Annotated in this window: 15 protein-coding genes and 4 pseudogenes; 9 read left to right on the top strand and 10 right to left on the bottom strand. The window is 61.4% G+C overall.

Features of this window, described 5'->3' with window-relative positions:
* Nucleotides 1–11: 11 nt before the first annotated feature.
* Both IM25_RS13195 and IM25_RS13190 read left to right on the top strand, forming a co-directional pair.
* Nucleotides 12–869 (top strand): HNH endonuclease signature motif containing protein, encoded by an 858-nt coding sequence (locus IM25_RS13195; protein ID WP_232333326.1) that lies wholly within the window; start codon nt 12–14, stop codon nt 867–869.
* A gap of 260 nt (nt 870–1,129) precedes the next feature.
* Entirely contained in the window at nt 1,130–1,900 is a 771-nt protein-coding gene (locus tag IM25_RS13190) for a helix-turn-helix domain-containing protein (RefSeq protein WP_084295009.1), read from the top strand.
* Nucleotides 1,901–1,916: 16 nt separating this feature from the next.
* On the opposite strand, the gene IM25_RS13185 is transcribed toward IM25_RS13190, so the two are convergent.
* Complete coding sequence (locus IM25_RS13185) at nt 1,917–2,405, bottom strand: DUF2510 domain-containing protein (RefSeq protein ID WP_033098702.1); 489 nt, start codon at nt 2,403–2,405, stop codon at nt 1,917–1,919.
* Nucleotides 2,406–3,227: 822 nt separating this feature from the next.
* Here IM25_RS13185 and IM25_RS13180 point away from each other — a divergent pair.
* Nucleotides 3,228–4,475 (top strand): IS3 family transposase, encoded by a 1,248-nt coding sequence (locus IM25_RS13180; RefSeq protein ID WP_442971902.1) that lies wholly within the window; start codon nt 3,228–3,230, stop codon nt 4,473–4,475.
* Between the two features lie 319 nt (nt 4,476–4,794).
* Here IM25_RS13180 and IM25_RS13175 read toward each other — a convergent pair whose 3' ends face one another.
* The 3 genes from IM25_RS13175 to IM25_RS13165 form a co-directional block, all read right to left on the bottom strand.
* On the bottom strand, nt 4,795–7,758 hold the full coding sequence (locus IM25_RS13175) for a Z1 domain-containing protein (RefSeq protein ID WP_157126953.1): 2,964 nt from the start codon (nt 7,756–7,758) through the stop codon (nt 4,795–4,797).
* On the bottom strand, nt 7,755–8,606 hold the full coding sequence (locus IM25_RS13170; protein WP_232333464.1) for a PD-(D/E)XK motif protein: 852 nt from the start codon (nt 8,604–8,606) through the stop codon (nt 7,755–7,757). Before IM25_RS13170 ends, IM25_RS13175 begins: the two co-directional genes overlap by 4 nt.
* A gap of 152 nt (nt 8,607–8,758) precedes the next feature.
* A complete protein-coding gene (locus tag IM25_RS13165) occupies nt 8,759–10,267 on the bottom strand; it encodes an ATP-binding protein (protein ID WP_033098706.1) in 1,509 nt (502 codons plus the stop codon).
* Between the two features lie 648 nt (nt 10,268–10,915).
* Here IM25_RS13165 and IM25_RS13160 point away from each other — a divergent pair.
* The 4 genes and pseudogenes from IM25_RS13160 (at nt 10,916) to IM25_RS26870 (ending at nt 13,838) form a co-directional block, all read left to right on the top strand.
* On the top strand, nt 10,916–12,007 hold the full coding sequence (locus IM25_RS13160; RefSeq protein WP_198162487.1) for an MrcB family domain-containing protein: 1,092 nt from the start codon (nt 10,916–10,918) through the stop codon (nt 12,005–12,007).
* Between the two features lie 250 nt (nt 12,008–12,257).
* A pseudogene (locus IM25_RS25505) lies at nt 12,258–12,503 on the top strand (DUF475 domain-containing protein); the annotation flags it as partial.
* A pseudogene (locus IM25_RS27470) lies at nt 12,439–13,008 on the top strand (TerD family protein); the annotation flags it as partial. The pseudogenes IM25_RS25505 and IM25_RS27470, both read left to right, overlap by 65 nt.
* 195 nt (nt 13,009–13,203) lie before the next feature.
* Nucleotides 13,204–13,838, top strand: a pseudogene (locus IM25_RS26870) (TerD family protein).
* Nucleotides 13,839–13,911: 73 nt separating this feature from the next.
* Here IM25_RS26870 and IM25_RS13150 read toward each other — a convergent pair.
* The 6 genes and pseudogenes from IM25_RS13150 to IM25_RS13120 form a co-directional block, all read right to left on the bottom strand.
* On the bottom strand, nt 13,912–15,384 hold the full coding sequence (locus IM25_RS13150) for a hypothetical protein (RefSeq protein WP_157126952.1): 1,473 nt from the start codon (nt 15,382–15,384) through the stop codon (nt 13,912–13,914).
* 654 nt (nt 15,385–16,038) lie between these two features.
* Nucleotides 16,039–17,571 (bottom strand): DUF4407 domain-containing protein, encoded by a 1,533-nt coding sequence (locus tag IM25_RS13140; RefSeq protein WP_033098709.1) that lies wholly within the window; start codon nt 17,569–17,571, stop codon nt 16,039–16,041.
* Between the two features lie 81 nt (nt 17,572–17,652).
* Entirely contained in the window at nt 17,653–18,312 is a 660-nt protein-coding gene (locus IM25_RS13135; protein ID WP_033098710.1) for a hypothetical protein, read from the bottom strand.
* Nucleotides 18,272–19,207 carry a protein phosphatase 2C domain-containing protein gene (locus IM25_RS13130; protein ID WP_157126951.1) on the bottom strand — a complete coding sequence of 312 codons (936 nt, stop codon included), beginning with the start codon at nt 19,205–19,207 and terminating at the stop codon, nt 18,272–18,274. Before IM25_RS13130 ends, IM25_RS13135 begins: the two co-directional genes overlap by 41 nt.
* Nucleotides 19,204–19,875: a vWA domain-containing protein gene (locus IM25_RS13125; RefSeq protein WP_157126950.1), complete on the bottom strand. Its 672-nt coding sequence runs from the start codon at nt 19,873–19,875 to the stop codon at nt 19,204–19,206. Before IM25_RS13125 ends, IM25_RS13130 begins: the two co-directional genes overlap by 4 nt.
* A gap of 57 nt (nt 19,876–19,932) precedes the next feature.
* Nucleotides 19,933–21,097: pseudogene (locus IM25_RS13120) on the bottom strand (IS3 family transposase).
* A gap of 287 nt (nt 21,098–21,384) precedes the next feature.
* Between IM25_RS13120 and IM25_RS13110 the strand changes: the two are divergent.
* Both IM25_RS13110 and IM25_RS13105 read left to right on the top strand, forming a co-directional pair.
* The gene (locus IM25_RS13110; protein WP_033098794.1) at nt 21,385–23,106 is read left to right on the top strand and encodes an alpha/beta hydrolase; all 1,722 of its coding nucleotides are present in this window, start codon (nt 21,385–21,387) and stop codon (nt 23,104–23,106) included.
* Nucleotides 23,107–23,218: 112 nt separating this feature from the next.
* Nucleotides 23,219–24,952: an alpha/beta hydrolase gene (locus tag IM25_RS13105; protein WP_084295007.1), complete on the top strand. Its 1,734-nt coding sequence runs from the start codon at nt 23,219–23,221 to the stop codon at nt 24,950–24,952.
* Nucleotides 24,953–25,179: the final 227 nt, after the last annotated feature.

The following is a 25,179-nucleotide window of genomic DNA, read 5'->3' as shown; positions in this document are numbered from 1 at the left end:
GCGCATGGGCAATGACCAGCTGGATCGTAAAGATCAACGAGAAGACACCACAGCACTGGGATTACGCACGAGACGACGGCTTCTGGGATGTGCGTAGCCCGTCGTACTTCAAGAAGATTGTGCCCGGTGACGACATCTACTTCTGGATAACGGGTCAGGGCAACGGGTTCGTCGCGTACGCACGAGCAACTTCCGGCCTCTACGAAATCACTCCCAGCGCGCCGCCCGCACATTGGAGCGACGGTCGAACCGGCGGTTACACCCACCGATTCGAGTTCGACACAATCAGTGAGGACGTAGTTTCATCTCCCACCTGGGCTCAGTTGCAGAAGTTGCTCGGGAGGGATCTCGCGGCGCAGGCCGGAGCCAACCAAGTGTCCGACCCGTCTGCCGAGAGTCGCTTGCGCTCTCTGTTCGGACCGGAAGCCGATCTTGCTTTCACCCACTTCCCCGTCGTCGATGTAGAGCTGCCCGCCAGCCTTCCCACCTACGAGAAGGGCGACGATGTCCGTACGCGCGCTCAACGAGCCATTGCTGTGCGATACGGTCAGCCCAAGTTCCGTCGCGCACTGCTGGCAGCGTATGAACGTCGTTGCGCAGTCACCGGATGCGACGTCGAGGCGGTCCTGGAAGCAGCTCATATCGACCGCTACTTCGGAGAGCACAGCAACCATGTGGCCAACGGTCTGCTCCTCCGTCGACCTCCACACCTTGTTCGACCTGCAACTGTGGACGGTGCGCAGCGACCTCACCATCGAAGTGGCTCCCCAACTCGCGGGCAGCGAGTACGCCGCACTGGCCGGCAAGCGGCTTCGCGTACCGAAAAGCTCCGCTCATCGCCCGGACGCTGCGGCGCTCGGCCGGCATAGAGAAGCGTGCAGCTGGATCTGATCGGCTCCCTAACTCCGGCAGAAAGGCCCGATGACGACCGCCGCAGAGATGTCGCGGCCCGCGTGGTCATGTAAACCGTTGCGCTGAAGCGACTTCGAAGTTTTTCCTTGCGCGCACAACCAGAGGAGTGCCAAGATCTCAAGATCGTCACCGATCCGCGTGGCGTCACAAGTGAAGAAGGCCCGCCAGGAGCGGCAACTCCCGACGGGCCGGATGTCCGACTTATAGGGAGTCGAACGTGGGCCAGAATACCCTGGCTGGCGGCGTGCGTCGTGGACCGCGCCTGGCCAGCAACTTCACCATCCTCAGCAACGCCGTCATCAACGACGAGCGCCTCTCCTTCCGCGCACGCGGTGTGCTCATCTGGTTGCTGTCCAAACCGGACGACTGGCGTACCCGGTCCGACTCGATCGCCGGCCAGTCGCCGATGGAACGTCGCGACGCCATCCGCTCCGCTCTCCGAGAGCTTGCCGAACTCGGATATCTGATCCGCGAGAAGATTCAGAACGAGCGTGGCCAGTGGATCACCATTCAGACGATCTACGAGGAGCCGCACGTCCAGCCGGGGCCTGAAAATCCGACCCGCGGCAACGCGGACATCGGAGAGCCAGGCGGTCTTTTAAGTACTGATTCACCAAGGACGGAAACCAACCGCACGTCCCAGGTCTCGAACGCATCGCACAGTCCCGAGGTCGCCCGGTTGGCGGCGGCATGTAAAGAATCCGGACTGACAGCAACATTCGCGTACCTCAGGCCGGATGCCGTAGCCGCGATCGAAGCGTTGATCGCGACGCACGGCGTTCCGACGCTGGTAGCGGCCGCGAAGGCTGCGCACCGCCCCAGCAACCCGATGCGATATGCGCACGCATGGCTACCGATGTGGCAGGGACTGTCCGTTCCACGGATCCGACCGGCGAAGTGCGGAGCGTGCGACGAGTACGGGTGGCTACCGGACGACGCGCACGGCAGGGCGGTGAGGTGTCCCTGCCGAACTGCTCAGGCAGCGTGAAGAGCCGAAACTGCGGCTACTCGCACAGGTTCATTTCGTCGAGATTCTCTGCCTCACTGATGCAATCGCTGTAATCCTGCAGGTCGGTTCCGATCTGGTCGAGATCGTTTCCGAGCTGGTCGACGGCGGTGAAGAACATGACGATGCCAACGATGCCGAAGATCACGGCAAGGGCACTGAGAATGGTGCCCGAGATCGCGGTCTTCTTGTTCGTCGCCTTGTTCTTACGACAACGGCTGATACCCGCTAGACCCAGAGCGAGCCCGATGATGCCGAGAATGAAGCCGATGAACCCGGTGATCGGCATCAAACAGAACAGGAGACCCACGATCCCCAGAATCAGCGAGGCCAGGCCCATCCCGTTCTTCTCCGGATTTACGGGAGCTGGCGCTCCGAATCCCGGCCCCGACATCGGACGAGTCTGCTCTGTCCATTGATTTCCGTCCCACCAGCGCTCGACGCCCGGGCTATTGCCGTCTGCATACCATCCCGCTTGCGTGCTCATGTCTTGTCCATTCTCGACGGGGATTTGCTGGACTAATCGGCATGGGAGCGGGCGTTGTTAACACTTCCGTCCAGCGGAGCGTTTATGACGCGCCGCAGCTTTCCTCAGTTTCCGGATAGCGACCTCCAGCGCTTTTTACCCTGCGTTCGGTAGTGCTCGGCGAGTAGCTCTTCGATGCGTATCCACGGCACCCGTCGACGAAAGGCAGCGCACTGAGAGGACGGATTGGACCCGGAGGCTCGGACATCGGCGACCGCACTGCGCAGCACCTCCGGGTTCTCCCCAAGCGCTTCGGCAAGCCAGATCAACCCGGCTACGCACCTGAAGCGTTGGTAAAAATCACGAGCCGTGCCCGTGTGCGTTTTGCGGTTGTACGCGCCTGGACCGTTGTATTCGGTCAGCCATCTCTGCAGGTGTTCCTTCTGCGATTATTTCGACTCGCGCGACGCCGAGCTCAGTCAAGCACGATTCAACTGGCTCCATGAGCATCGCGCAGCCTTCGCAGCCGCATTGGGCCGAGCTCCCTCTTGGGACGAGATGGCGGGCAGAAAAGGCGCCCGCATCGTTGTGACTTCGGAGTTCGACGATATCGCCATGACGGAGCGTGGGCCGGAGATGGTCTCTTGGCTCGTCGAGCAACAGATCCTTCAACCGCGTGAATTCCGGCGGCACCAAGCTGTCGAAGGGCGACCTTGCGCTCACGTCTCTGTGCGCACAGTGGCCGCCCGCACGCCAGGAGATGCGCGACCACCTGGGACTGCTGTAGGAGCAGGTGACATCTGAACTGTGGTGCCGTCAGGCACTGCTGGAAGGATGGACCCCGTGCCCAAGCCCTATCCGAAAGAGTTCCGCGACGACGTCGTCCGGGTGGCCCGAAACCGCGAACCAGGCCAGCACCTGCGGCAGATCGCCGCGGACTTCGGCATCAACGAATCCTGTCTGACCAACTGGATGCGAAAGGCCGACGTCGAGGACGGCATCACTCCCCGGGACCGCCGCCAGCGAGAACGCCGAACTGCGCGAAGCGCGCAAACGCATTCGCCTGCTCGAGCAGGAGAACGAAGTGCTGCGCCGGGCTGCCGCGTATCTGTCGCAGGCGAATCCTCCGGGAAAAGGTTCTACCCGCTCGTGAAGCAGCTCGTCGCGGACGGGATTCCCGTCGCGGTGTCGTGCCGGGTCCTCGAGCTTGCCCGCCAGCCCTACTACCGGTGGCTCGAGCGCCCGGTCACCGATGCCGAGCTCGAAGAGGCGTACCGGGCGAACGCACTGTTCGACGCCCACCGCGAGGATCCGGAATTCGGCTACCGGATTCTGGTTGACGAGGCCCGCGATGCGGGTGAGTCGATGTCGGACCGCACAGCGTGGCGGATCTGCTCGACCAACAAGTGGTGGAGCTCCTTCGGTAAGAAACGTGGGTCCGAGAAAGGCCGTTCCGGACCGCCGGTGCACGACGATCTCGTCGGCCGCGTCTTCACTGCGGACGAACCGAATCGCTTGTGGCTCACCGATATCACCGAATACCGCACCGACGAGGGCAAGCTGTATCTGTGTGCGGTCAAGGACGTGTACTCGAACCGGATCGTGGGCTACTCGATCAGCGATCAGATGAAGTCCCGGCTCGCCGCGGCCGCCCTCGAATCTGCGGTGGCACGGCGAGGTTCGGCCGCCGGGTGCGTGGTCCACTCCGACCGCGGCTCGCAATTCCGTAGCCGGAATTTTGTCCGCGCCCTGAGCCGCCACGACCTGGTCGGATCGATGGGCCGGGTCGGGGCGGCCGGCGACAACGCCGCCATGGAGATCGTTCTGCAGGTCACACCGGCTGACACCACCTTGCCGCGCAGCATGCTGAAAAGTGTCACAATCGTTCTTCGCGCTCCTACAGAAAAACGTCCTCGACCGGCAGCGTTGGGCCACTCGCGAGCAGTTGCGCATCGCGATCGTCACCTGGATCGAGCGGACCTACCACCGCCGGCGACGTCAGCTCCGGCTCGGCAGATTGACGCCCGTCGAGTTCGAGACAATCATGACCACACCAGCCACACAGGCTGCGTGACGCTATCTGTCACCTGACCATGCAGCAGTCCCGACAGGCGGACCTTTCGCTTTGGTGGGCGAACCCCACATGTCGCAACGCACCTCGATCCCGCCCGAAGCAACTTCGCCAACGGGTCGTCACCCGCACCCATGGTTACCGTCGAGAGAGACAGCACCTACGCACGAACCAGTCCGAGACAGCTCCTCGAACGAGACGATTCGGCCAGTACTCGTCTGGAACGCGAACATACCTACTACCACCGACATGGGCATCAACCGGCAAAGCCCGTGGAGGCGTCGTCCCATGCGTGCCGGCTCGGGCATCTCCCTGATTGCCGCCTACGCCTGGACCCAATCACCCGGCTCGTGATTCATCGACTACAGGCTGTTCTTCCTGGTCGGGGATGATCACCGAATACTGGATCAAGTCGCGCTTGCTGCGCACGGAGCGGTCGGGCACTCGAAGCGAGAGAAGTCCAACCACATCTTCCCGAGCAACCGGAAACTTCTCGCTGTCCTCATCCTGATCTGCCACCAACGAGATAACGATTACACCTCGTTTCTCACTCTTCCCGAGGACTGCAACGTCCTTTCCTTCCGGAATAGCCTCCGCCGACAATATATTCCGCTTGTTCTCGCCAGTGAAATCTATACGAGGAGCAGCACGACGAGCGCGCTTGAAGATCGGTGCTTCGACTCCCAATTCTGGGATGCCCAGCATTCGCCCTGCGGACTGCCGCTGCGGCCAGACGATCGCCCAGTCCTGGATATATCCCTTGTCCGTCGCCGAGCCGATGAACGCGCGTAGCGGTTTGATGACGCCCATGTAGTCCGGATTCCAGATGTACCTATCGAAGTAGGAAAGGAAATCGGTAGCGGAAATAAGCCCGAGCTTTACGGCTTGAGTTTTTTTCACTCCATTATCGAGGTACGGAAGTTCGGCGTCCTGCGTTGCTCGTGTGAGCAATGGGAGCACCACGGTGTTCAGGTTTGCTTGATTCTCTTTCTTCTTTTCCCGAGGTGGGACCGACGACAACTGGTGGAACGTACCGGCGGAACCACGAGCGGCGATCACGGCGTTGAACATCTTGTTCCGCGCCGTAGGCTTAAGCCAGGGCAGGTGCTGACTCACCAACGGAGGGATCTGACGTGGCTCGACGATAGGCCTACCATCCTCGTCGAGCCCGGCATACTTACCGAGCTCATCGCGGAACGCTTCCTCGTCCAGAAGGAGCGCCTCGAATGCCTCGTATAGATCGACCGTATGGTCTCGGCGGATGTACAACCGAACGAGATCCTGATATCCCTGCCGGAACCCGAACCATCGCCCGGCCTGCATCAAGGTGTCTGCCTGCCCCGCTTTACGTCTGAAGTATGAGACCGTCAAGCCCTCTACCGTAAAACCACGACTGAGCTTCGTACCACCCACGAGGATTCGCCACACTTTTCCGGCGTCGAAATCGAGTGCTTCCTGTTGATCTTGCACACTCTTGTCCGAGTTGACAATAAGCACCGGACTACTGCCACTGCTCGTCATCTCCGCATAGGCAGCCGCGATGTAAGGCTTAACCTCGTCGAAAGTGGTCGGCACAGGCTCGGTTCCCGCACGCGCTCGCATGACAGGCAGGTAATCCTTGTCGAACAGCCTGCGAAGCCTGGAGAGGCCTTCACCAGAGGTGAATTTTCCTGTATTCCAGATTGATTCGACAAGCTTCGCCGCATCATAGTGGGCCGCGTTCTTCGTCTCCTCATGGACGAGCATCGTATGATGCCGATAGATTCTCCCACGCTTGGACTCTCGGTACTTCTTGAGTGCACCACTGAGCACCCATGCATCGACCGCCGCAGCCAGTTCAGCTTTACGCCGAACCTGATCGGAGTCCGGGTCACCCTCGATCTTCCGTACATAGGCCAACTCGTTCGAGGTTGCGGCGGTTTTCGTGACATTTTCCCAGTCGGGATCGACGTCGTGAAACTCCTGCACCCCCATGTATCCGTCAGGTCGGGGCAACGAGAGAACGAAGTCCGAGGGGAAAAGATCGCGTGCATCGTCGGGATCGATGAAGACGTTTGCGAACGGTGTCGCGGTGTATCCGACATATTGCGCACGTGGAACGATATGCATCATCTCGGTGATGAGACCGTTGATGGTCGTGCGCTCCTTCGACTTCTTCGGATCCTTGGTATTGACCGAGGCCAGATCCGACTCGTCGTCGATGATCAACGCCGGCAGCTCGTTGAGCATCGCTTGAAGCGGTTTCAGGTCCTTGATGAGTTTCTTGAGCGACGACTGGTTCTTTTTCACGACAGCGACATACGCGTCGGTATGGAAGAGGTTTTCTTTGGCATTCAGACTCTTGGTCTTGTCGTGGCGTTCGTATCGCAACTGCGACATGCCCTGCGGCAGACTCTTGTAATCGGAATGGTGAGTGGTGATTCGACGGATTCGCGCGACGCCCGGCTGGTTGAGAGCGACGTCCGTGTGCCGCACGAACCTCCCGCCGAGCCAGTCTTCGTCCTGTTGGTAATCGAGCCCTTTTGCAACCTCGGGGTCTGTGGGATCCTGCCCTGCCAGGACGTTCTCAACTCCCATCAGTTCCATATCGATCCGCCGCTGGGTCTGTGCGCGCAGAATCTCGATGGTTCCGGTCATCACGACCACGAGCCGGTAACCGGCATCGATCGCCTTGGCGACTACCCCGGTGAAGTTCGCGGTCTTTCCGCTTTGGACATAACCCACCACGAGACCCTTGGTCTGTTTGATCTCTGTGCGCGTTGGATCTGTCAGACGCTCCACGATGGCATCCGTGCTCTGGTCCAACGTTGTGATCGACGAGGCCGGCCACATTTTGACCCCGGCCAGATACTTTTCGTAGTCATCCCAGTAGAGGCTGCTACGCTCGCGCCGGGCCGTCTCGTACCAGGGCTCGAATTCCTTGGAGATGACAACGGTGCCTTCCTGATGAACAGGAATAAGCGCGCGCAACGCCTCTTCAGCTGTTGCAGACAGACCCAATGCGGCAGCGACGGCTCGCCGGCGCGCAATAGTTCCTGCCCCTGTCTCGGTGCCGTCCGGGTCGAACAGGACAATGTCGTTGCTCGCATCCCATTTCGCGAAGGCAAGTCGAAGCGCGATCATGGTCGGGTTGTTAACCGGAGCACGTTCGACAAAGTCGAGGAGATCCGCCTCGGAGACACGTTCTCCGGAGAAAGCCTCCAACACTGGAAGGAGTGGGCGGGGTTTCTGTTCGGCAAATCCCTGGAGAAGGTTACGAAGTGCGTCCGCCCATTGCGGTGCGGAGATCAGGTTGGTCGTCATGAATGCTCCTGGAAGATCTCGACCAGATCGGCGAGCGGTTCTGGCAATCGGTCAGGTTTGAAGTGGGTCAGATCTACTCGGTACGACAAATCGCCGAGCGACTCGTAATTCGGAACCACTTGCTTCAGCCGCTCTAGGGTAATTGCCGGAAAGCGATCATCGACGCTATATGCCCGATTGGGCGATCGTTTGGTCCAATAGTTGGCGTAGAGGCCACCGTCGCTGTCTCGCCAGCCGAGGACGTCGAGGCGATCGTCAACTTTCGGTCGGAATCCTTCCGCGAGCTCACGGATTCGGGACACCATCTGAGCGAGCGTGAGGCCGGACTCGTCATTACCGCGGGTAAGCATGATTGAGATCAGACTCAAAGGAACACCTCTCAATGGAACAAGCTGAGTGAACCCGCGCATCATGTGTCGACGATACTCATTGATTGTCGTTTTCACCTCTAGGTGCACATCGCTGAAGACGAAATCATGCTCCTCCGAAATCGGCCCCTGCCAGGCCGTAACGGCGTCCTTCGGGCCCAGCTTTGCAATCAGAAATTCGAGGACCATCAACTCACCGAACAGACCGATCTCCTGCTCGATACTGAGGCTCGTTTTGCTTGCGAATAGATTCTTGTGCTTCTTGACCGCCGCTGATACGGCGGCCGAAAAGTGCACATCACCAAGCTGCAGTTCATCCGCGATAGCAGTCAGGAGACCGTATACGCCATGAACGTTGCCTTCGACGTCGATCGTCAACTCCGCTAATTCGCCTTCGCTGGAAGCGATTCGGCGGAATGTGATACTTCGCAGCTTGGCGACGTCCGGTTCCGGCGGGACGAAGGGAGTCACCAATGACATCGTGCCGTGAACTGGCCGAAGGGCGAGCCGACACTCAGGAACTCCCGCAATGGGCAGCACCACAGGATTTCGGCCAGCCCAGAGTGCGTCGACGTTGTCGAAGGACAAGTGTCGCGCGTCGCCACTGGAGCTGCCTGCCGGGGACGACGGAATCATCCACGAGCTCCGCGCATCTCGTCTTCCAACTCGGCCGCAGCCCCTAAAATCCCACGCCACAATGCAATATCATCTTTGTCCTTGGGCCCTAAATGTGCCCCCTCGAATACATTGTGCGTGAGCAAAAAGAGGAGGGCTTTCAACATGGGAGCGTCGTTTAGACTCCCACCTTCCGGCGCGAAAAGACGGCGATATTTCGTGTTGATCCAGAGCGTACTCTTACTGAAATCGACATCGATGAATTCGCCACGCGGAAGGTTCTTCCACTGGATCTTCAGCTTCTCCGACCGCTTCAATGGAAGCTCGGACTTGATGGCCTTCCGAAGTCCGGGAGCGAATCCACGATCCGGTGAAATCACCGGATGTCGCTTCCGAGTGCGCCGGTTTCCTTCGGCGTACGTTTGTTCGGCATCCAAGAGGAACTGATCGAACGTGGTCCCGTCGCTCGACTTGGCCTTCGAGAGCGCATCCTTGAATGCCGGCTCGAATCGGAGTCCGGACTTCTCGGGGTTCATCGTAAGGAACGTGCCGATTGCTTTGGCGTCGTCGAGGACGACACGCGCGAGCTGACGTTTCGACGATGTATTCGCCACGGCCGACCACCCCCCGATCTGAAGAAGCCTGTCTGCTCTGTAGATGTAGAACCCCTGGAAGCTGTCTCCCGACTTCCCGAAAATGCGAAAGCCGGGGATATCCGTCTTCGGTGGCCAGATATGGCACGTCAGCTCGACGGACTGCGAACCAGACTTGGCGACGATCTTCTTGGGATATCCGGGCCGTCCACTACTTGCGTAGCCGAAAGGGTCGATGGCATGGACCGGCGTACCGACCGCTTCGTCCGCATACGCGAGATCGTCCACGAGAACGTCTATCTCGAGCGCGTGCTTCTGAATCAGCCGGTGGAATGTCACGCCCAAGTGGGAGCGAACGCTCCGCTCAGTATTGGCTAGCCACGTCCGCGCTTCGTCGGTGTTTGTGCCACGGTAGGTGCCACGGAGTGAAGTCCACACAATTGAAGTACCGCGGGTAGTTCCTACCACAGTTGCACGGTGCCGTTCGGCTGCCTTGGCAGCTCGGGAGGAGAGCCGATCGCAGGAGAAGTCTTTCGAGAACTTGGAACGGTGGATGCGACGCCCGACCGGTCCCGATCCCGGCGCCGAGGACCATACCGTCAGGACGTTGCTATGACTGAACGATGCCGCTTTCATCCCGACGCCGAAGTGCCCGAGATCGTGAGTGTCGTACTCCCGCTGGTGACCGAGTGTCATCGCCCGGTCGATCGCCTCAGCGTCCATGCCCTTTCCGTTGTCGATCACCTCGACCTGGACAAGGACATCGTTCTCGGTAAGGAGACGGACCGCGATGCGATCGGCACCCGCGTCGAGGCAGTTGTCGAGGAGGTCGGCAATCGCAGATTCGAGGCTATGGTGCGTCCCAAGACTCTTGACGAATCCCGCTTCGGGCTTGAGCTTGACCGTGTCGACAACGTCGTTATCCGTTGGCACTGTAACTCCCGTACTTCTCGACGCTGAAGCAATATGACGTCCTCGACGGAGAGGCGATCCCTGCATCGAGGCTGCCGACTTCGTAACGAAGATCTTCATATGACGCACAGAACCGATTGCCCCGGCTCCCGCGTTGCCGCGGCCACGTCCCGCGCGCGATCGTCACTAACGCAAACCCCCAAACTTCTGCTTTCACCTGCACGACCTCATCTACATACACTCATGCATTCAGTCGCCCTACTTCCAGATTTCGTTACCGTGTGAGCAATCCCGTTCGCCACAGTAGCAATCACATTTACCAAGAGACGCCAGCCTCCAGCAGGGCTGGGCATCTTGTGATGAGCGTGCGGGAACTGTTCAAGAACAGACGCCTGTCGCTCCGCGGGTCCATCCTCACTCCGTTGGCGTCATGAAGCCCCTCGCAATCGGTAAGGCTGTACGATCTCGATCCACGTAACCCAACCCATGCGGGACTGCGGCACGACTCCTCGCAAGCGCCGGCCCGCGCATCCGCCGGCCCGCGAATCGGGAGCAGTACGGGTAGAGCGGATACCCTATCCCGTACTACGGGATCCGTGACCCACGCCCTCTGCCTGCGGTCGGAGGGCACAGAGGTTCATGTCTGCCGCCGCAGCTACAGTGCTCGCTGTGAGAGAAGCGATCGAGGCCATTCTTGAGCTCCAGGACGAATACACCCCACAGAAGACGCCTGCGATGGACCGGCGGCGGGAATTGATCTCGGGCGTCGTCACCCAGGAATTGCGTAGTTTCCTCGAGACACACCCATCCCTCTCACCATTAGAATGGTCGGTACAGGGACGAAATGGGAGCGGTTCCAATGCCGGAGTTCCCTGGATTCGCATCTACGACCCTGAGAAGAGCCCGAGCGCGACCGTCGGAACGTATATCGTCTACCTCTTCAGTCAAAAGGGCGCCTCGGCCTACCTTGTGCTGATGGGCGGAACGTCCCAGTGGAGCGAAGCTCGCCAGAAGTTTCTCAGTCGACCTCCTGCTGAGGTGGCAGCGAAAGTCGAGTGGGCGCGGTCGGCGCTTGCTGTTGAAGATACTGACGGTCTCCTCACATCCATTTCCCTCGAGTCGGACTTCGACACTCCGCGCGGATACGAGCGTGGCGCTATGTACGCAATCGAATATCCCAAGGGCGCCGTTCCTGGAGACGCTGAGCTGAAGGAGGACATCGTCCGAATGGCGCGACTTCTGCAGCGCCTATATGCGGTCGAGCCTCCGTTGGGACGTTCCGACGATATCCCGGAAATTTCGGATGCAGTTCTATCAGCAACGCAGGCGGCAGGAAATACTCGCAAGACTCGTGCCCGCGGTCAGGGATTCGCCTTGTCTCAAGCTGCAAAGGTAGCGATCGAGGAGCACGCAGTAGCGTTGGTAACCAAGCACTTCGAGGATCTCCGATATTCGGTCGACAACGTCGGTGCCACGGAATCGTACGATCTCGTAGCGACCAAGGATGGGACACCGATCCATGTAGAGGTCAAGGGCACAACTTCCTTCGGCCAGCAGGTAATTCTAACCTTCAATGAGGTTGAGCATCATCGAGATGTGTACCCGCACAACGCGCTGGCAATCGTGCACTCGATCGTCTTGGATCGAAGCGTCGAGCCGCCTGTCGCGTCTGGTGGCGTACTGGTCGTAGAACAACCCTGGGCGATCGATCAGACCGACCTAGTGCCGATCTCCTATAAGTATTCGACTGGGCTCGGATGATACCGTCGATTGCAGGCCTCGTCGCCATCACACCAATGGAATTCGAACCCATTTGCCTGCGGTGGTTGGACCGTGTCACTGATCCATCGGTCGGCTCGCTCGCCCATTCGGAACGGTAATGCGAGATGGTCGTCTACCACTTATAGCGCAGGAACCATTCCGAGCCGACCTGATCCTCGTACGGACGCTTCGCACCGGGTGCGCGAACGTCGTACTGACGGACAGGGCTGACGAAAGCTGCTTCGGCTAGGGCACGCTCTCCGAATACGTCTTCCTCGAGCACGGGGCACACTGGGCGATCGGTGCGCTGGCGCTCATCCTGCTGTACTCGATCGGTCACCACGTCAGCGAGATCGTCACCGGCCTGACCGGCGTGTTCCTGATCCTCGCGGCTCTGATCACCAGCATCATCCGGAACAAGAACAACCCCGATGACGAGGCGACCACGGACTCGGATGAAGATCCGCAGCCCGAGACGGTCGCCGTCAACGTCTGATCAGTTCCACGTGTGGGCAGCCGGACGGGCCGGCTGCCCACACGCATCTCCGCCGAAAGGAGTCGGCCGTAGGGCCGGACACGCCATGCCTGCACTTCCCCCCGGAGCGGACACAGTCATCCATGACGGCACCGCGACCTTGTCGGTGACCGGCGCACGTCAGGGCACAGTCGACCTGATGGCCTTCCAGCTGACAGTCGACCAACGTGTGCGAAACGACAACGACTTCATCTTCTTCAACCAGCCCAAGTCCCCCGAAGGCGCGGTTCGACTCATCGGTGCAGATCGAATCTCGTTGGATCTATCGTTTATCCCCTCACACATCCACGCCCTGTCCATTGCGGTCGCTCTGGACGAGAGCGTGAGCGGAAGCCTGGCAACGGTTCCCGGACTCGACGTCACCCTCGAACAACCGACCGGGCTGGTTGTTCAGGCACCTGCCAGCGGATTGCGCACCGAACGTGCAGCCATCCTGATGGAGGTCTATCGTCGCAACGGGACGTGGAAGGTCCGCAACGTCTCGCAGGGATGGAGCACCGGACTCACGGCGCTCGCCACGAACTACGGCGGGGACGTCAGTCAACCGGCACCGCCGACGCCAACCCCCGCGCCTACCCCTTCCCCCGCGCCTACTCCTCGTCCCACGCCGACACCCGCCCCGACGACAGAGCGTCGCGGGGTTCCGCCGTCCCGGCCGCGTGTGCAGCCGCCGGCAGCACCGCCGGTCACTCTGTCCAAGATCACCCTCGACAAGAACACTCCCTCGGTGAGTCTCGTGAAAGCCGGCGAGGAGCAGGGTCTCATGCGAGTGAACCTGAACTGGACCACCAGGGATCCGGCAAGGGGTTCCTGGGTCGCCTTGCCGGTGGAAACGGCATCGACCTCGATCTCGATTGCCCGTACGAAATGGCAGATGGGCGCAAGGGTGTCATCCAGGCTCTCGGCGAGGCATTCGGATCGCGGTACGACTATCCGTTCATCGAGCTTGATGGCGACGACCGCACAGGTTCCGTGGCAGATGGCGAGAACTTGTACATCGACCTGTCGAATCCGTGGGTCTTCAAACGCATCCTGATCTTCGCGTACATCTATGAGGGCGTACCGAACTGCGCGGCCGCGGACGGTGTGGTCACGCTCTACCGAACGTCAGGATCCGAGATCGAGGTTCGTCTGGACTCCGGCGACAACCGTGCTCCGATGTGCGCGATTGCGTTGCTGGAGAGCAAGAACGGACAGATCGACATCAATCGCGAAGTCCGTTACATCAAGGGCGACCAGTCCCACCTCGACAAGGCATACAAGTGGGGAATGCGTTGGACGCCGGGCAGTAAGTAACAGCTCCCGAGAGGGGACTGCCACTGACGCATTCGATCCCGCTGTAGCCGAACTTTCTCGGCTACAGCGGGGCTCAACGCGGTGTCCAGAGGAATCGGATGATGTCCAGGGTTGAGGACCCACGCACCGGATCCCGACCGACTTCTCGATCCGCCACGTTCAGCGCGTCCGTCAGCGCACCCGACAAGCCGTCCGCCGAGAGCATCATCGATCCGAGATCGGGGACCTGGAGAGACGCGTCGCCCACCACCTCGGGAAGCTGTGGGGGTGTCACCTGGCGTAGCAGGTCGTCGACCCACTCGACATCACGCTCGGGTTCGAGCAGTCGACTCAGAGGCTCGATATCGATCCCCGTTATGACACGACTGACATCCTGTAGCGCAGGAACATTCACAAAATTGATCCGGGGCGGCGTGAAGACGTGCACGACGTCACTGAGCATCTCTGTCGCACCGTTCGAATTCGTTGCGACGAGCCTGAACTGCCCAGAATTCTGAAGGGTTACCTGGAGCGAATCAGGGGCGCTGACTCCCAGATCGTGAACCGTGCCCCACGGCGTATGCAGTACCAATGCTTCCTGCCCCTGGACCTGCCATCGAACGGTGATCGACTGGCCGGCGAGTCCGTGGGCGGGTTCCACGTGCAAGCCGGCGATCTTCGGAAACTCGATGAGCGCGGTGTACCGAGCGTAGAAGTACCGGTACCACTCTTCGGCCGAAGGTCGTCGGTCCCGATCGCCCCCCAGGGCCGCGGCGAACATCTGCACGCCCGTGGAGTCGATCTTGCCCTGAACCGCAGACAACTTCGGATCGATACGCATCGATGCACCGAGCACGTTGTACAGCAACACGGCAAGCTTGAAACGATCCGTCTCGACGTCCTGCTCGCGCGTTGCGTTCGCTCCCCTAGCCTCGGGCGGACGCATTCCGGGAGAGGTCGCCTGCGCCAGCGGCGGAGATTTCGACGCCACCCGGACGGGATCCGTGTCGATCAGCATGACGGGGTTGTCGCGCGCGTCGCTGTACAACACGTTCGTCAGGCTGAGATCCCCGTAGACCATCCCGTTCCGATGCAGAAGATGGAAGACGCGGGAGAGCCATGCGCAATAACGCAGCCGGGTCTTGACGTCACCGGCCTCGACGACGAGGGATGCCCCGGACTTCCTGGCATGGACGGGGTTCGCCAACCAGTCGATGCTTCGCATGACCGACGTGGTTCGTTCGACCTGTGCGATCGAGGCTTCCATGAAGTCCTGCGGAACGATACGCATCAGAAAGCCGACGACGTCACGGCCATTCGTCACGACCTCGCGTGGCCATGTCGTGAACCGGTCGAGGACCTCGCGATCCTCCTGAGACATCGCAGCTCTGTGTGCGATGAGCACATGCAGGTTCTGGATCTCAGTGTGCCCCGGGGACTTGAACTCCTTGAACGCGCATATCTGTTCCGAGAAGAGGGAATTCGGAGTGTCGACCTCGTAGACCGTGCCGAATCCACCCGAACCGAGTTCCCGGTGAACCGTCAGACTTGCTCTGTCGATCGGCACGAACAACCCCTCCTCCCGATCCTCGTACCGTCCGACTCAGTGGGATCGACCGGCCGCATAACCCATGCTCTCTGTGATCGGACTGACGCGGTTGTCGATCCATCGGGCGACGTCGGGCTGATCTGCTGTCGCAACCTCGTCCAGGAAGCGACTGCAGACGAGGGTGATCCGATCGGACGCGTCTGCGGGATCCGCAACAGTCCGCATGGGTCCGAGCTCTTTGTGAACTCGAAAGTAGACCTCGTTCGCATCCTCTCCGACAAGCCAGAGGAGAACCGGCCAGGGAGACCGTCGAACCCTCTCCTTCTCGATCCTTCCGGTCGACGCAACCACCAAGGTCATTCCGGTATGCGACTCGCTCGGTTCGTTCCGACCGCTGTGCGGGATCGTCCCTCGCAAGATTGCATCGGGACCGGAGCCGACCTCCAGTGGCTGGTGGGAACTGTCGAACACAAGTCTTCCGCCCCTCAGGACCACGAGCCGGAAGACGCCGTCTAGATGCGGTTGGGACAGCATGCGGTCGGACAGTGCGGTCAGCGCCGGGACGACAACGGCAGGGTTCCAATCGTCACCCGGTAGATCGAGGACGAGGTCGGTACGCAGCAATGGATCGACATCGATGTCGAACGATAGGTCGGACACGCGCTACGCCTTTCAGATCCTGGTCGGATCGGGCAACGGGTCCACCAATGTCCTGGTAGCAGTGCCACCTCGCGGTGTAGGCCGTCCGTACTCACCGTTCCCGGTGCCACTCTTGTCGAGGGTGACCGACGCAGCAGTCGGCCGCGGAGGCATACCGGCCGGCGGCATTCCCACGGTTCCGGTCCCTCCGAGCGTCGCAGCCCAGCTGTTCAGCCGCTCCGACGCGGTTTCCTTCGCGTGGTCGGTCCAACGCTCAAGCGCTGCGTCGATCACATCGACCTGGTGCGCAACTACTGCGTCGTTGATCTTCAACACCGCCGCTTGCTGCTTGTCGATGCGATCCTTCTCGGCCTCCATCTGAGCGTCCGTCCGGAGCTTGTCCCGCTCACGCTTGGCGTCGATGTCGGCGGTCGCAGCCGCCACCTCTACTTCTTCCTGCTTGGCCAGTACGTCGTCGTAGGCGGTCTGCTTGCCCAGATTGGTGAGAACCTTGAAGATCACGGGGAGCAGTTCGAGACACATGAACAGTGCGGCCACTGCGTAGCGTGCCGCGGCTGCCGTGCTGTCTCCTGCCGAGAGATCGTTCAGTGCCTTGAGACGAGCGATGATGCCCTGGTTCGCCTGTTCCAGCTGATAGCTCGTGTCCTGCGCCGACGAGATCTGCTCACGAAGCTGGGCGACCGTCTGTTCGACGATCGGAAGTTCGACCTCGGCGTCTGCGATCCGCCGCTCACTCTCTTCCAGGAGAGTGCCCTCGAGCTCGGATGCCAGTCGCGCCTTGTCGCCCTCCTTGGCCTGGACCTCACCGAGGGTCTCCTCCCAGCGAGCCTTGGCTTCGTTCGCAAGACGTTTCTTCTCCAGACACATATCGGCACAGCCCGCTATTCCAGTTCCACCGCTTCCTTCTTCCTCAGCAATGGCCAGACCCTGGAGCCTGTCGTAATCGGCCTTCTGCTCGGCCGCCTCTTCGTTCAGTGCGTCGATCTCGGCCTGCACGGATTGAATCTTCGGGTTGGCCGCCGGGTCCGCCGAGGGACCGGCATTGATCAGAGCACGCAGCTCTGCCAACTCCGATTCTGCTGCCGTAAGGTCCGCAGAAGCAGTCGAATTGTTCAGGTCGGATCGGAGTTGTTCCTGCGCCGCGAGAATGTTCCGGTTCAACTGAGCTTCGATTTCGGACTCGAACACCTTGAGCATCAGCGGAGTCGAAATGACGACGCCAATGATGACAGCGAGCACCACTCGGGGCGCGGCCAACATCACCAGCTTCTTCATACTTCGTTCCTGGGACAACCCCAGAACGAGCATCCGGTCGAGATTGAGGATCGCGACGCCCCACACCAGTCCCGCGACGAGAGCGAAGAACCATCCCGCTGTAACGCCAGTGATATAGAGGGCGTACGCAGCCGAGATTGCCGCAAAGAACGCGGTCGTCAGCAGGACTGCACCCATCGCCACCTGCTTGGGAATCTGTCCCGGCAGCTGCCGCAGGACATCGATTCGCGCGCCGGCAAGTCGTGCGAGGAACAGGGAGAAAGGACTCATGCGATTTCCGTTCAGAACAGCGAGATTGCTTCTCGAACCATCAGGTACGAGAGGTCGATGATGGACACTGCATGCTTCGACTCATCGTCGAGACCTGACATGCCATAGCAGTGCGGAGGGGAATCCGACGACCAACAGCGATATGCAGGCCATCATGGCGATAGCCGACGACATCTGCCACAGACGTAGATAACCGACGGCCGAATAGCACGGCCACGCAACAGAAGTAGTGGTGAAGCGTTGGATCGTTTCGCAAGGACCATACGAAGGCGAACTCGGAGCCGACCCGTAGATCGCCTCTGGAATGACTGTGTCCAGATCATTCGTGTCCGCTTCCACTGTTGCAACCGTCGGAGCCGCCATCGCCCTCAGGTCGTTCGCGAAGAACACCTGCGTCAGCGGGATCGACATCGCCACCGCGAGTATGCAAACCAGCAGAACATGGCCGCAACGCTCACCACGAAAACGTTCGACGTCCAACTTCATCACTGCAACGGCCCTCTGGACCTCACGATGGAAGAAGCGAAACAGGTAGGCGCCCCAGAGCAATCCGATTACACCCAGTGGACGCCAGAGGATTCCTCCAATCGCCCCCATCGTCAATACCGGAATGCATGCCACTACGACAACACATGCCTTCTCCGAGTCGAAGAAGGTGTCTCTGAAGACATCCCGGAACCACGACTCGAGCCCGGACTTCCTAACCTGTGGGGGCCCAGAGTGCGACGCCGGTTCGGTCATCGAGAAGTCTCCTCCTTCCGAAGGAAACCTGAGCTGCGAAGTTCAATGCGGTGGGCGGCTTCATCCATGACTGCTTGAGCGCCCGGGCGACTTCGCCGTCTCCCGCTCCGAACGCGTCACCGACACCATCCGTGCATGCGAGGAGCAGCTGTCCCTCGAGCAGAGTGAACTGCCCCGGCCGCACGGAGGTACTGACGCGCAGCGGCAGGGCCGACGTTCGATTGGTGGCAACGTCTTCTGCAACGGCCTTGCCTCCGAGGACGGGGATCCATGCCGCCTCGTCGTCTGTAGACACGTCTGTCAGCCACAAGGAGCTGTCGCCGATGCCCGCATAGCGCACCGTCCACGAACCGGAAACCGACACCTTGTCCACGACGACAAGGATCGCTGTCGTTGCCATTACCTCACGGACCCCGGCTGCTGACGCATCCGACATCCCGAGGTTCGCGGCAGCGGCCGTGACAGCGTCGGACGCAACCTGGAACGTCTCGGTCCACCACTCGCTGTCGCTCGCCATCGCACCATCCATTGCGCGATCGACCAGGCGATTCGCAGCTGCTTCCGCGGCAATGTGAGACTGCGGAGCACTACCGACACCGTCACATACGGCGACGGCGAATCGATCGGTATCCGGCGAGTACCGCACCGCGTACGCATCTTGACGAGGCGATCCGTCGCTGCGATGCATGAGTCCGCGTACCGACGCCGCCCTGAGCGACCATCCGAAGCAATCGAACGCGTCGCACATCGAATCCGGCGGCATCACCGAGCGAAACGGCACCCCACCTCCGAGCTCGGTGTATGCGCGCCCCGGGTCACCTACCGTGTACGGCTCAGGATGCTTGAGATCGATCGTTCCGCGCTCATGCGAGTTCCCTCGCAGAACGTCGCTCACACCATGTCCCAAGCGGGCGCCTGCTGGAGAACATGCTCTGTCCCAGCCTTCTCCAAGCTCACGCGCGGCATTCCGTCTGCCGCCGACTGGGTCGAACTCACAACGGACTGAACGACGATCTTGGCAATCGCAGCCATGGCTTCGGCGCGCCCCAATCCCTGACGGGCGATAAAGTAGTAGCTCTCCCCGCGCTTCTTGGGGAACGTGATCTCCTTCAGGATCTCACCGTTCGCATCACCGAAGCCGAAGGGAATGATGTTCGGAAACGGCTTGGCCATCGTCAGATCCTGAAAGGCCCGGCGCCATTCGTGGTCGTCGTCGGTCGGGCGACCGTCCGTCACGAAGAACACCATGGGCCGATAGACGGCGCCACCGGACTCCGCCTTGAGCAACGGAAGATCTCGCTGAATCTGGTCCTTCAACGTCTGGAAAGCTTCCACGTAGGACGTCGCGCCTTCCTCCTCCAATAGGTCACCGCGCCCGATCCGCTCGTCGTGAGCGAGATCCATCATCGGAATGACCACACGCGCATCGGTGCTGAAGCTGATCAGGGAGACACGGGCGATGTCGGCCAGGATGGGGCTCTTCAGCATCTCGTTCTTCAAATCCCGAAGAGCTTGATTGAGAGCCGGCATCTCCTCCGCCATCGAGTACGACACGTCGAACACCAGGTAGAACGGCGCCAGAGCAGCCGGGACTGCTGCACGATCCGGTGACAGATTCGGTCACGCAGCCTGTGTGGCTGGTGTGGTCATGATGGTCTCGAACTCGACAGGCGTCAATCTGCCGAGCCGGAGCTGACGTCGCCGGCGGTGATAGGTCCGCTCGATCCAAGTCACGATCGCGATGCGCAACTGCTCGCGTGTGGCCCATCTCTGCCGGTCGAGGACGTTCTTCTGGAGCAGCGCAAAGAACGATTCCATCGCGGCATTGTCGCCGGCCGCACCCACCCGACCCATCGATCCGACCAGGTCGTGGCGGGCGAGGGCGCGGACAAATTTCCGGCTGCGAAATTGCGATCCACGGTCGGAATGAACCACACATCCGGCAACCGAGTCCCGCCGTGCCACTGCCGATTCGAGGGCCGTGACAGCCAGACGGGATTTCATCCGATCGCTGATCGAGTAGCCGACGATCCGGTTCGAGTACACGTCCTTGACCGCACACAGGTAGAGCTTGCCTTCCTCGGTTCTGTGTTCGGTGATATCGGTGAGCCACAAAGTGTTTGGAGCATCCGCGGTGAAGACGCGGCCGACGAGATCATCGTGCACCGGCGGCCCGGAGCGGCCCTTCTTCGAGCCACGTTTCTTGCCGAACACACTCCACCACCTGTTGGTCGAACAGATCCGCCACGCCGTGCGGTCCGACATCGACTCGCCCGCATCGCGGGCTTCGTCGGCGAGGAACCGGTAGCCGAACTCCGGGTCCTCGCGGTGGGCGTCGAACAGGGCGTTCGCCCGGTACGCCTCCTCGAGTTCGGCGTCGGTGACCGGGTCGGCGAGCCACCGGTAGTACGGCTGGCGCGCGATCCCAGAACCCGGCACGTCACCGCGACGGGAATCCCGCCGGCGGCCAGCTCGCGGACGAGCGGGTACATCATTTTCCCGGAAGATTCGCCTGTGATAGATACGCCGCGGCCCGCCGCAGCACTTCGTTCTCCTGCTCAAGCAACCGGATCCGCTTTCTCAGCTCGCGGTTCTCTCTGGACTCCTCGTTCGTCGTCCCTGGCTTGGTGCCGTCCTCGACGTCGGCATTCCTGAGCCAGTTGGTCAGGCAGGATTCGCTGATGCCGAAGTCGGCGGCGATCTGCCGCAGGTGCTGACCTGGTTCGCGGTTGCGGGCCACGCGGACGACGTCGTCGCGGAACTCTTTCGGATAGGGCTTGGGCACGGGGTCCATCCTTCCAGCAGTGCCTCACGGCACCACAGTTCAGATGTCACCTATCCGTGCAGCAGTCCCGCCTGTTCGACCTGCACGTTCATGTTCGACACCACTTGCCTCCTTGTTACGAGAACACGCCCGTCCGAGACGGGCACACAGACGTATCGATTGACCGTCCGTTAGAGTTACGAACGAACATCGTCGCGAGAATCACTCTTCACACCCAGCTCGAATGGGACTAGAGGACGGTTTCGCTCGGCCCGCGGCGGGTCACCGACCGGGTTAGGGTCACTCCCGTGAGCACGCAAGTCGATACAAGTGCGACAGCATCCAACGAAGGTCATCCGAGTCGACGCCACCTCTCCGTCTTCGGCCTCGACTTCGTCGGCCTCGTCGTCGCCCTGTTTTTCTTCGCGTGGAGCCTGAGCCCCTCCCTCATCCCCCGCGAGTGGTACTACCAAGGGTTGATCAGCGGCGCGACGGGCATCGTCGGGTACGGCATCGGTGTCCTCGTCGCCTTCCCCGCGCGGCGATGGATCGCTCCACGCCTCACGTGGTGGCGACGTCGTCACACGGTCCGGCGCATCGCCGAGGTGGTGGTCGCTCTCGCCGCGGTGGGAACGCTTCTGGGGAGTCTGTTCGCTGCGGCGGGATGGCAGAACGAGGTCCGCGCCCTCATGGGCATCGAGGCCACGACGGGCTTCGCGTATCTGCGCACCGGGTTGGTGAGCGTCGCGATCTTCGCCGCCCTCCTCTACATCGCACGTGGATTGCGGTGGGTCGGACGACGCTTCGCGGAGTTTCTCGCGACCCGCCTTCGTGTTCCGGTTGCTGCGGCCGGCGTTCTCGCACCGGTGATTCTCGTGCTCGCGGTGGTCGTCTTCGTCGACGAAGTTCTCCTCGCGAGCAGCTCGGTGGCGGCACGCATCGTGTTCGCCGACGACAACAACAGCACAGATCCCGGCGTGGAGCAGCCTCGGATTCCCGAGCGGTCGGGCAGCCCGGCGTCTCCGTCGTCGTGGGAGAGCCTCGGTCGTCAGGGACGCACGTTCGTCGCAGGCGGGATGACCGCCGAGCAGCTGACCGAGCTGAACGGCACTCCCGCGCTCGAACCCATACGGGTGTATGCGGGGCTCGAAGCCGACGGCACCACCGACGAACAGGTGCAGCTGATCCTCGACGAACTCGACCGTACGAAGGCATGGGAACGCGAGATCCTCGTGGTCGCCGGTACCACCGGGACCGGGTGGGTGAATCCGTTCGCCGCCGACTCGATCGAGATGATCTACAACGGCAACTCGGCGATCGCCGCGATCCAGTACTCGTTCCTGCCGAGCTGGATTTCTTTCCTCGTCGACGGTTCCGCTGCCAAGGCCGCCGGTAACGCACTGATCAACGGGGTCCACGAACGCTGGTCGGAACTGCCGGAGGATCAGCGACCCGAGCTGGTGGTCTACGGCGAAAGCCTGGGATCTCAATCCGCCGAGGCGGCCTTCGACGGCCTCGACGACATGCGCAGCAAGATCGACGGCGCGCTGTTCGTCGGCCCTCCGAACTCGAACCAGCTGTGGCGCAGCATCGTCGACCATCGAGATCCCAGCAGCCCCGAGGTCCTTCCCGTCTACGAGGACGGCGTCGCGGTGCGGTTCGCCTCCGACGTTCAGACGCTCGAAGACCAGCGCGGACCGTGGAGCGACCCGCGGATCCTGTATCTGCAGCACGCGTCCGATCCGGTGGTGTGGTGGGGACCGGGACTGCTGTTCGAGCGACCCGACTGGCTCGCCGAACCTCCGGGCTCGGATCGCTCACCGTCGATGCGGTGGTACCCGATCGTCACCTTCGCTCAGGTCGCGGCCGACATCATGGTCGGCACGTCGCCGCCCGTCGGTCACGGGCACAACTACGAGGACCTCATCCCCTACGGCTGGGCCGCGGTGACGTCCCCCGAGGGATGGACGTTCGCCGACACCCAGCGCATCGCCGATGCCGTCGAACAATTGAACACCGCGGACGAGTAGACGAACACGGCACGCATCCTGCTCGTCTGCTACCTTCTCCATCACGGCTTCGCATTCCGTCACCTCGCCCTGCCCTCCTGCGCACCTTGGGTTCCGACGAAAGCGACCGCCGATGACCACGACCCTCGATACACCACCCGCGCTTCCTGAGCCCGAACCGTCGTTCCCGGCTCGGTTGAAGGACGGCACCTTGCGATGGCTAGGACGGTTCCATCCGGTCGGTCTGGCCGTCGCGCTGCTGTTCTACTGCTGGTCGCTGTCACCGTCCCTGCTTCCACGCCCCTGGTACCTGCAGGGCGTCGCGACCGGCATCAGCGTCGTCACGGGTTACGGCATCGGTGTACTCGTCGCATGGATCGTCCGCAAGTGCGGTGTCGAGACGAACTGGTCGGCGACCGTGAAGAAGGTCGGCTGGTATCTGCTCGCACTGGCCGCCGTCGTGGTGGGGCCGACCTTCCTCGTCCTCGGCTCGTGGTGGCAGGACATCAGCCGCGAGCTCGTCGAGATGGAACCCGGCAGTAGCTGGGACTATCCGGGTGTGCTGTTCGTCGCCGTGCTCGTGGCACTGCTTCTGCTCGTGATCGGTCGTGGTCTGCGTCGCGTGGCACAGTGGGTCACCGCGCTCGTCGTCCGCGTGTTGCCGGCCCCTCTGGCGCGGATCGTGAGTGTCGTGCTGGTGGGGCTCCTCGTGTTCTGGGCGGTCGAGGGTCTGCTGTCGGTCCAGATCGCGCGTATCGCCAACGGCTCGGCGATGGCCGTCGACGAAGGCACCGCCGACGGAGTCGAGCAGCCGCAGGCGCCGGAGCGATCCGGCTCCGACGCGTCGCTCGAACGGTGGGATTCGCTGGGACGTGAAGGGCGCACGTTCGTCGCAGGTGGCCCGTCTCCGGAGGAGATCACCGCGGTGACCGGTGAACCCGCAATGATGCCGATCCGGGTCTACGCCGGTTACCGCTCGCTGGACAGCCTCGACCGCTACACCGAGTTCGACGAGATGGAGGTACTCGCGTCCCATGTCGTCGCCGAACTCGATCGCACCGGCGCCTTCGACCGGGAGTACCTGGCAGTGGCCACGACGACCGGCCGGGGCTGGGTCAACCAGGACGTCGCCGCCGCACTGGAATACCTTTCCGACGGCAATTCAGCCATCGCGGCCATGCAGTATTCGTTCCTGGCCAGCCCCTTGGCCTTTCTCGCCGACCGGGTCTCGCCGCGCAATGCAGGTCGTGCGCTGTTCGAAGCGGTGTACGCGAGGTGGAGTGTTCTCGATCCGACTACCCGGCCGAAGCTGCTCGTCTTCGGCGAGTCGCTGGGTTCGTACGGAGGTCAATCGGCCTTCGCCGGCGTGCAGGACATGATCACCCGAACCGACGGCGCACTGTGGGTGGGCACACCGAATTTCACGGAGCAGTGGCGACGCATCACCGATTCGCGCGATCCGGGAAGTCGCGAAATTCTTCCGGTGATCTACGGCGGGCAGAACGTGCGATTCGCTGCGACTCCCGACGACCTCACCGATCTCGACGGCCTGCGCGACTGGGAATCTCCCCGCATCGTGTACTGGCAGCACCCCAGCGATCCGATCGTGTGGTGGTCCTCCCAGTTGGTCCGGCACCGCCCGGATTGGCTGCGCGAGGAGCGCGGCGCCGACATCGACAAGGGGATGTCGTGGATTCCCTTCGTCACCTTCTGGCAGGTCACCCTGGACATGGTGTTCGCCGCCGAAGTACCGGGCGGCCACGGCCACACCTACACCGCCGAGGCGGCGTTCTTCTGGGCGGACATCCTCGGAATCGAAGACGAATCGCGGGTGGCGGCTGTCTTCGACGCACTGTCGGATGGGTGACGACGCGAATTCACCCTCATTTTTAATCCGACGGATCGAGTTTCCTTCACATTTATTTCCCCACCCCGTGATAGAACGTCGATATTGCTTGTGAATCGACACAGGAATGCGAACCGGAGTATGTCGATTCACGGGTACAGATAGTTCGTCGACGCGGCCCCTGCCGCGGAGAGGTGTCGCATATGTGCACGTGAGCGGTGAGAGCGGCACCCCCTAGGCACACACGA

It is taken from the genome of Rhodococcus sp. p52, assembly GCF_000763325.2.
GTDB lineage: Bacteria > Actinomycetota > Actinomycetes > Mycobacteriales > Mycobacteriaceae > Rhodococcus > Rhodococcus pyridinivorans.
The sequence above is the reverse complement of the archived record's forward strand: the minus strand, read 5'-3'. Positions and strand labels throughout refer to the sequence as shown.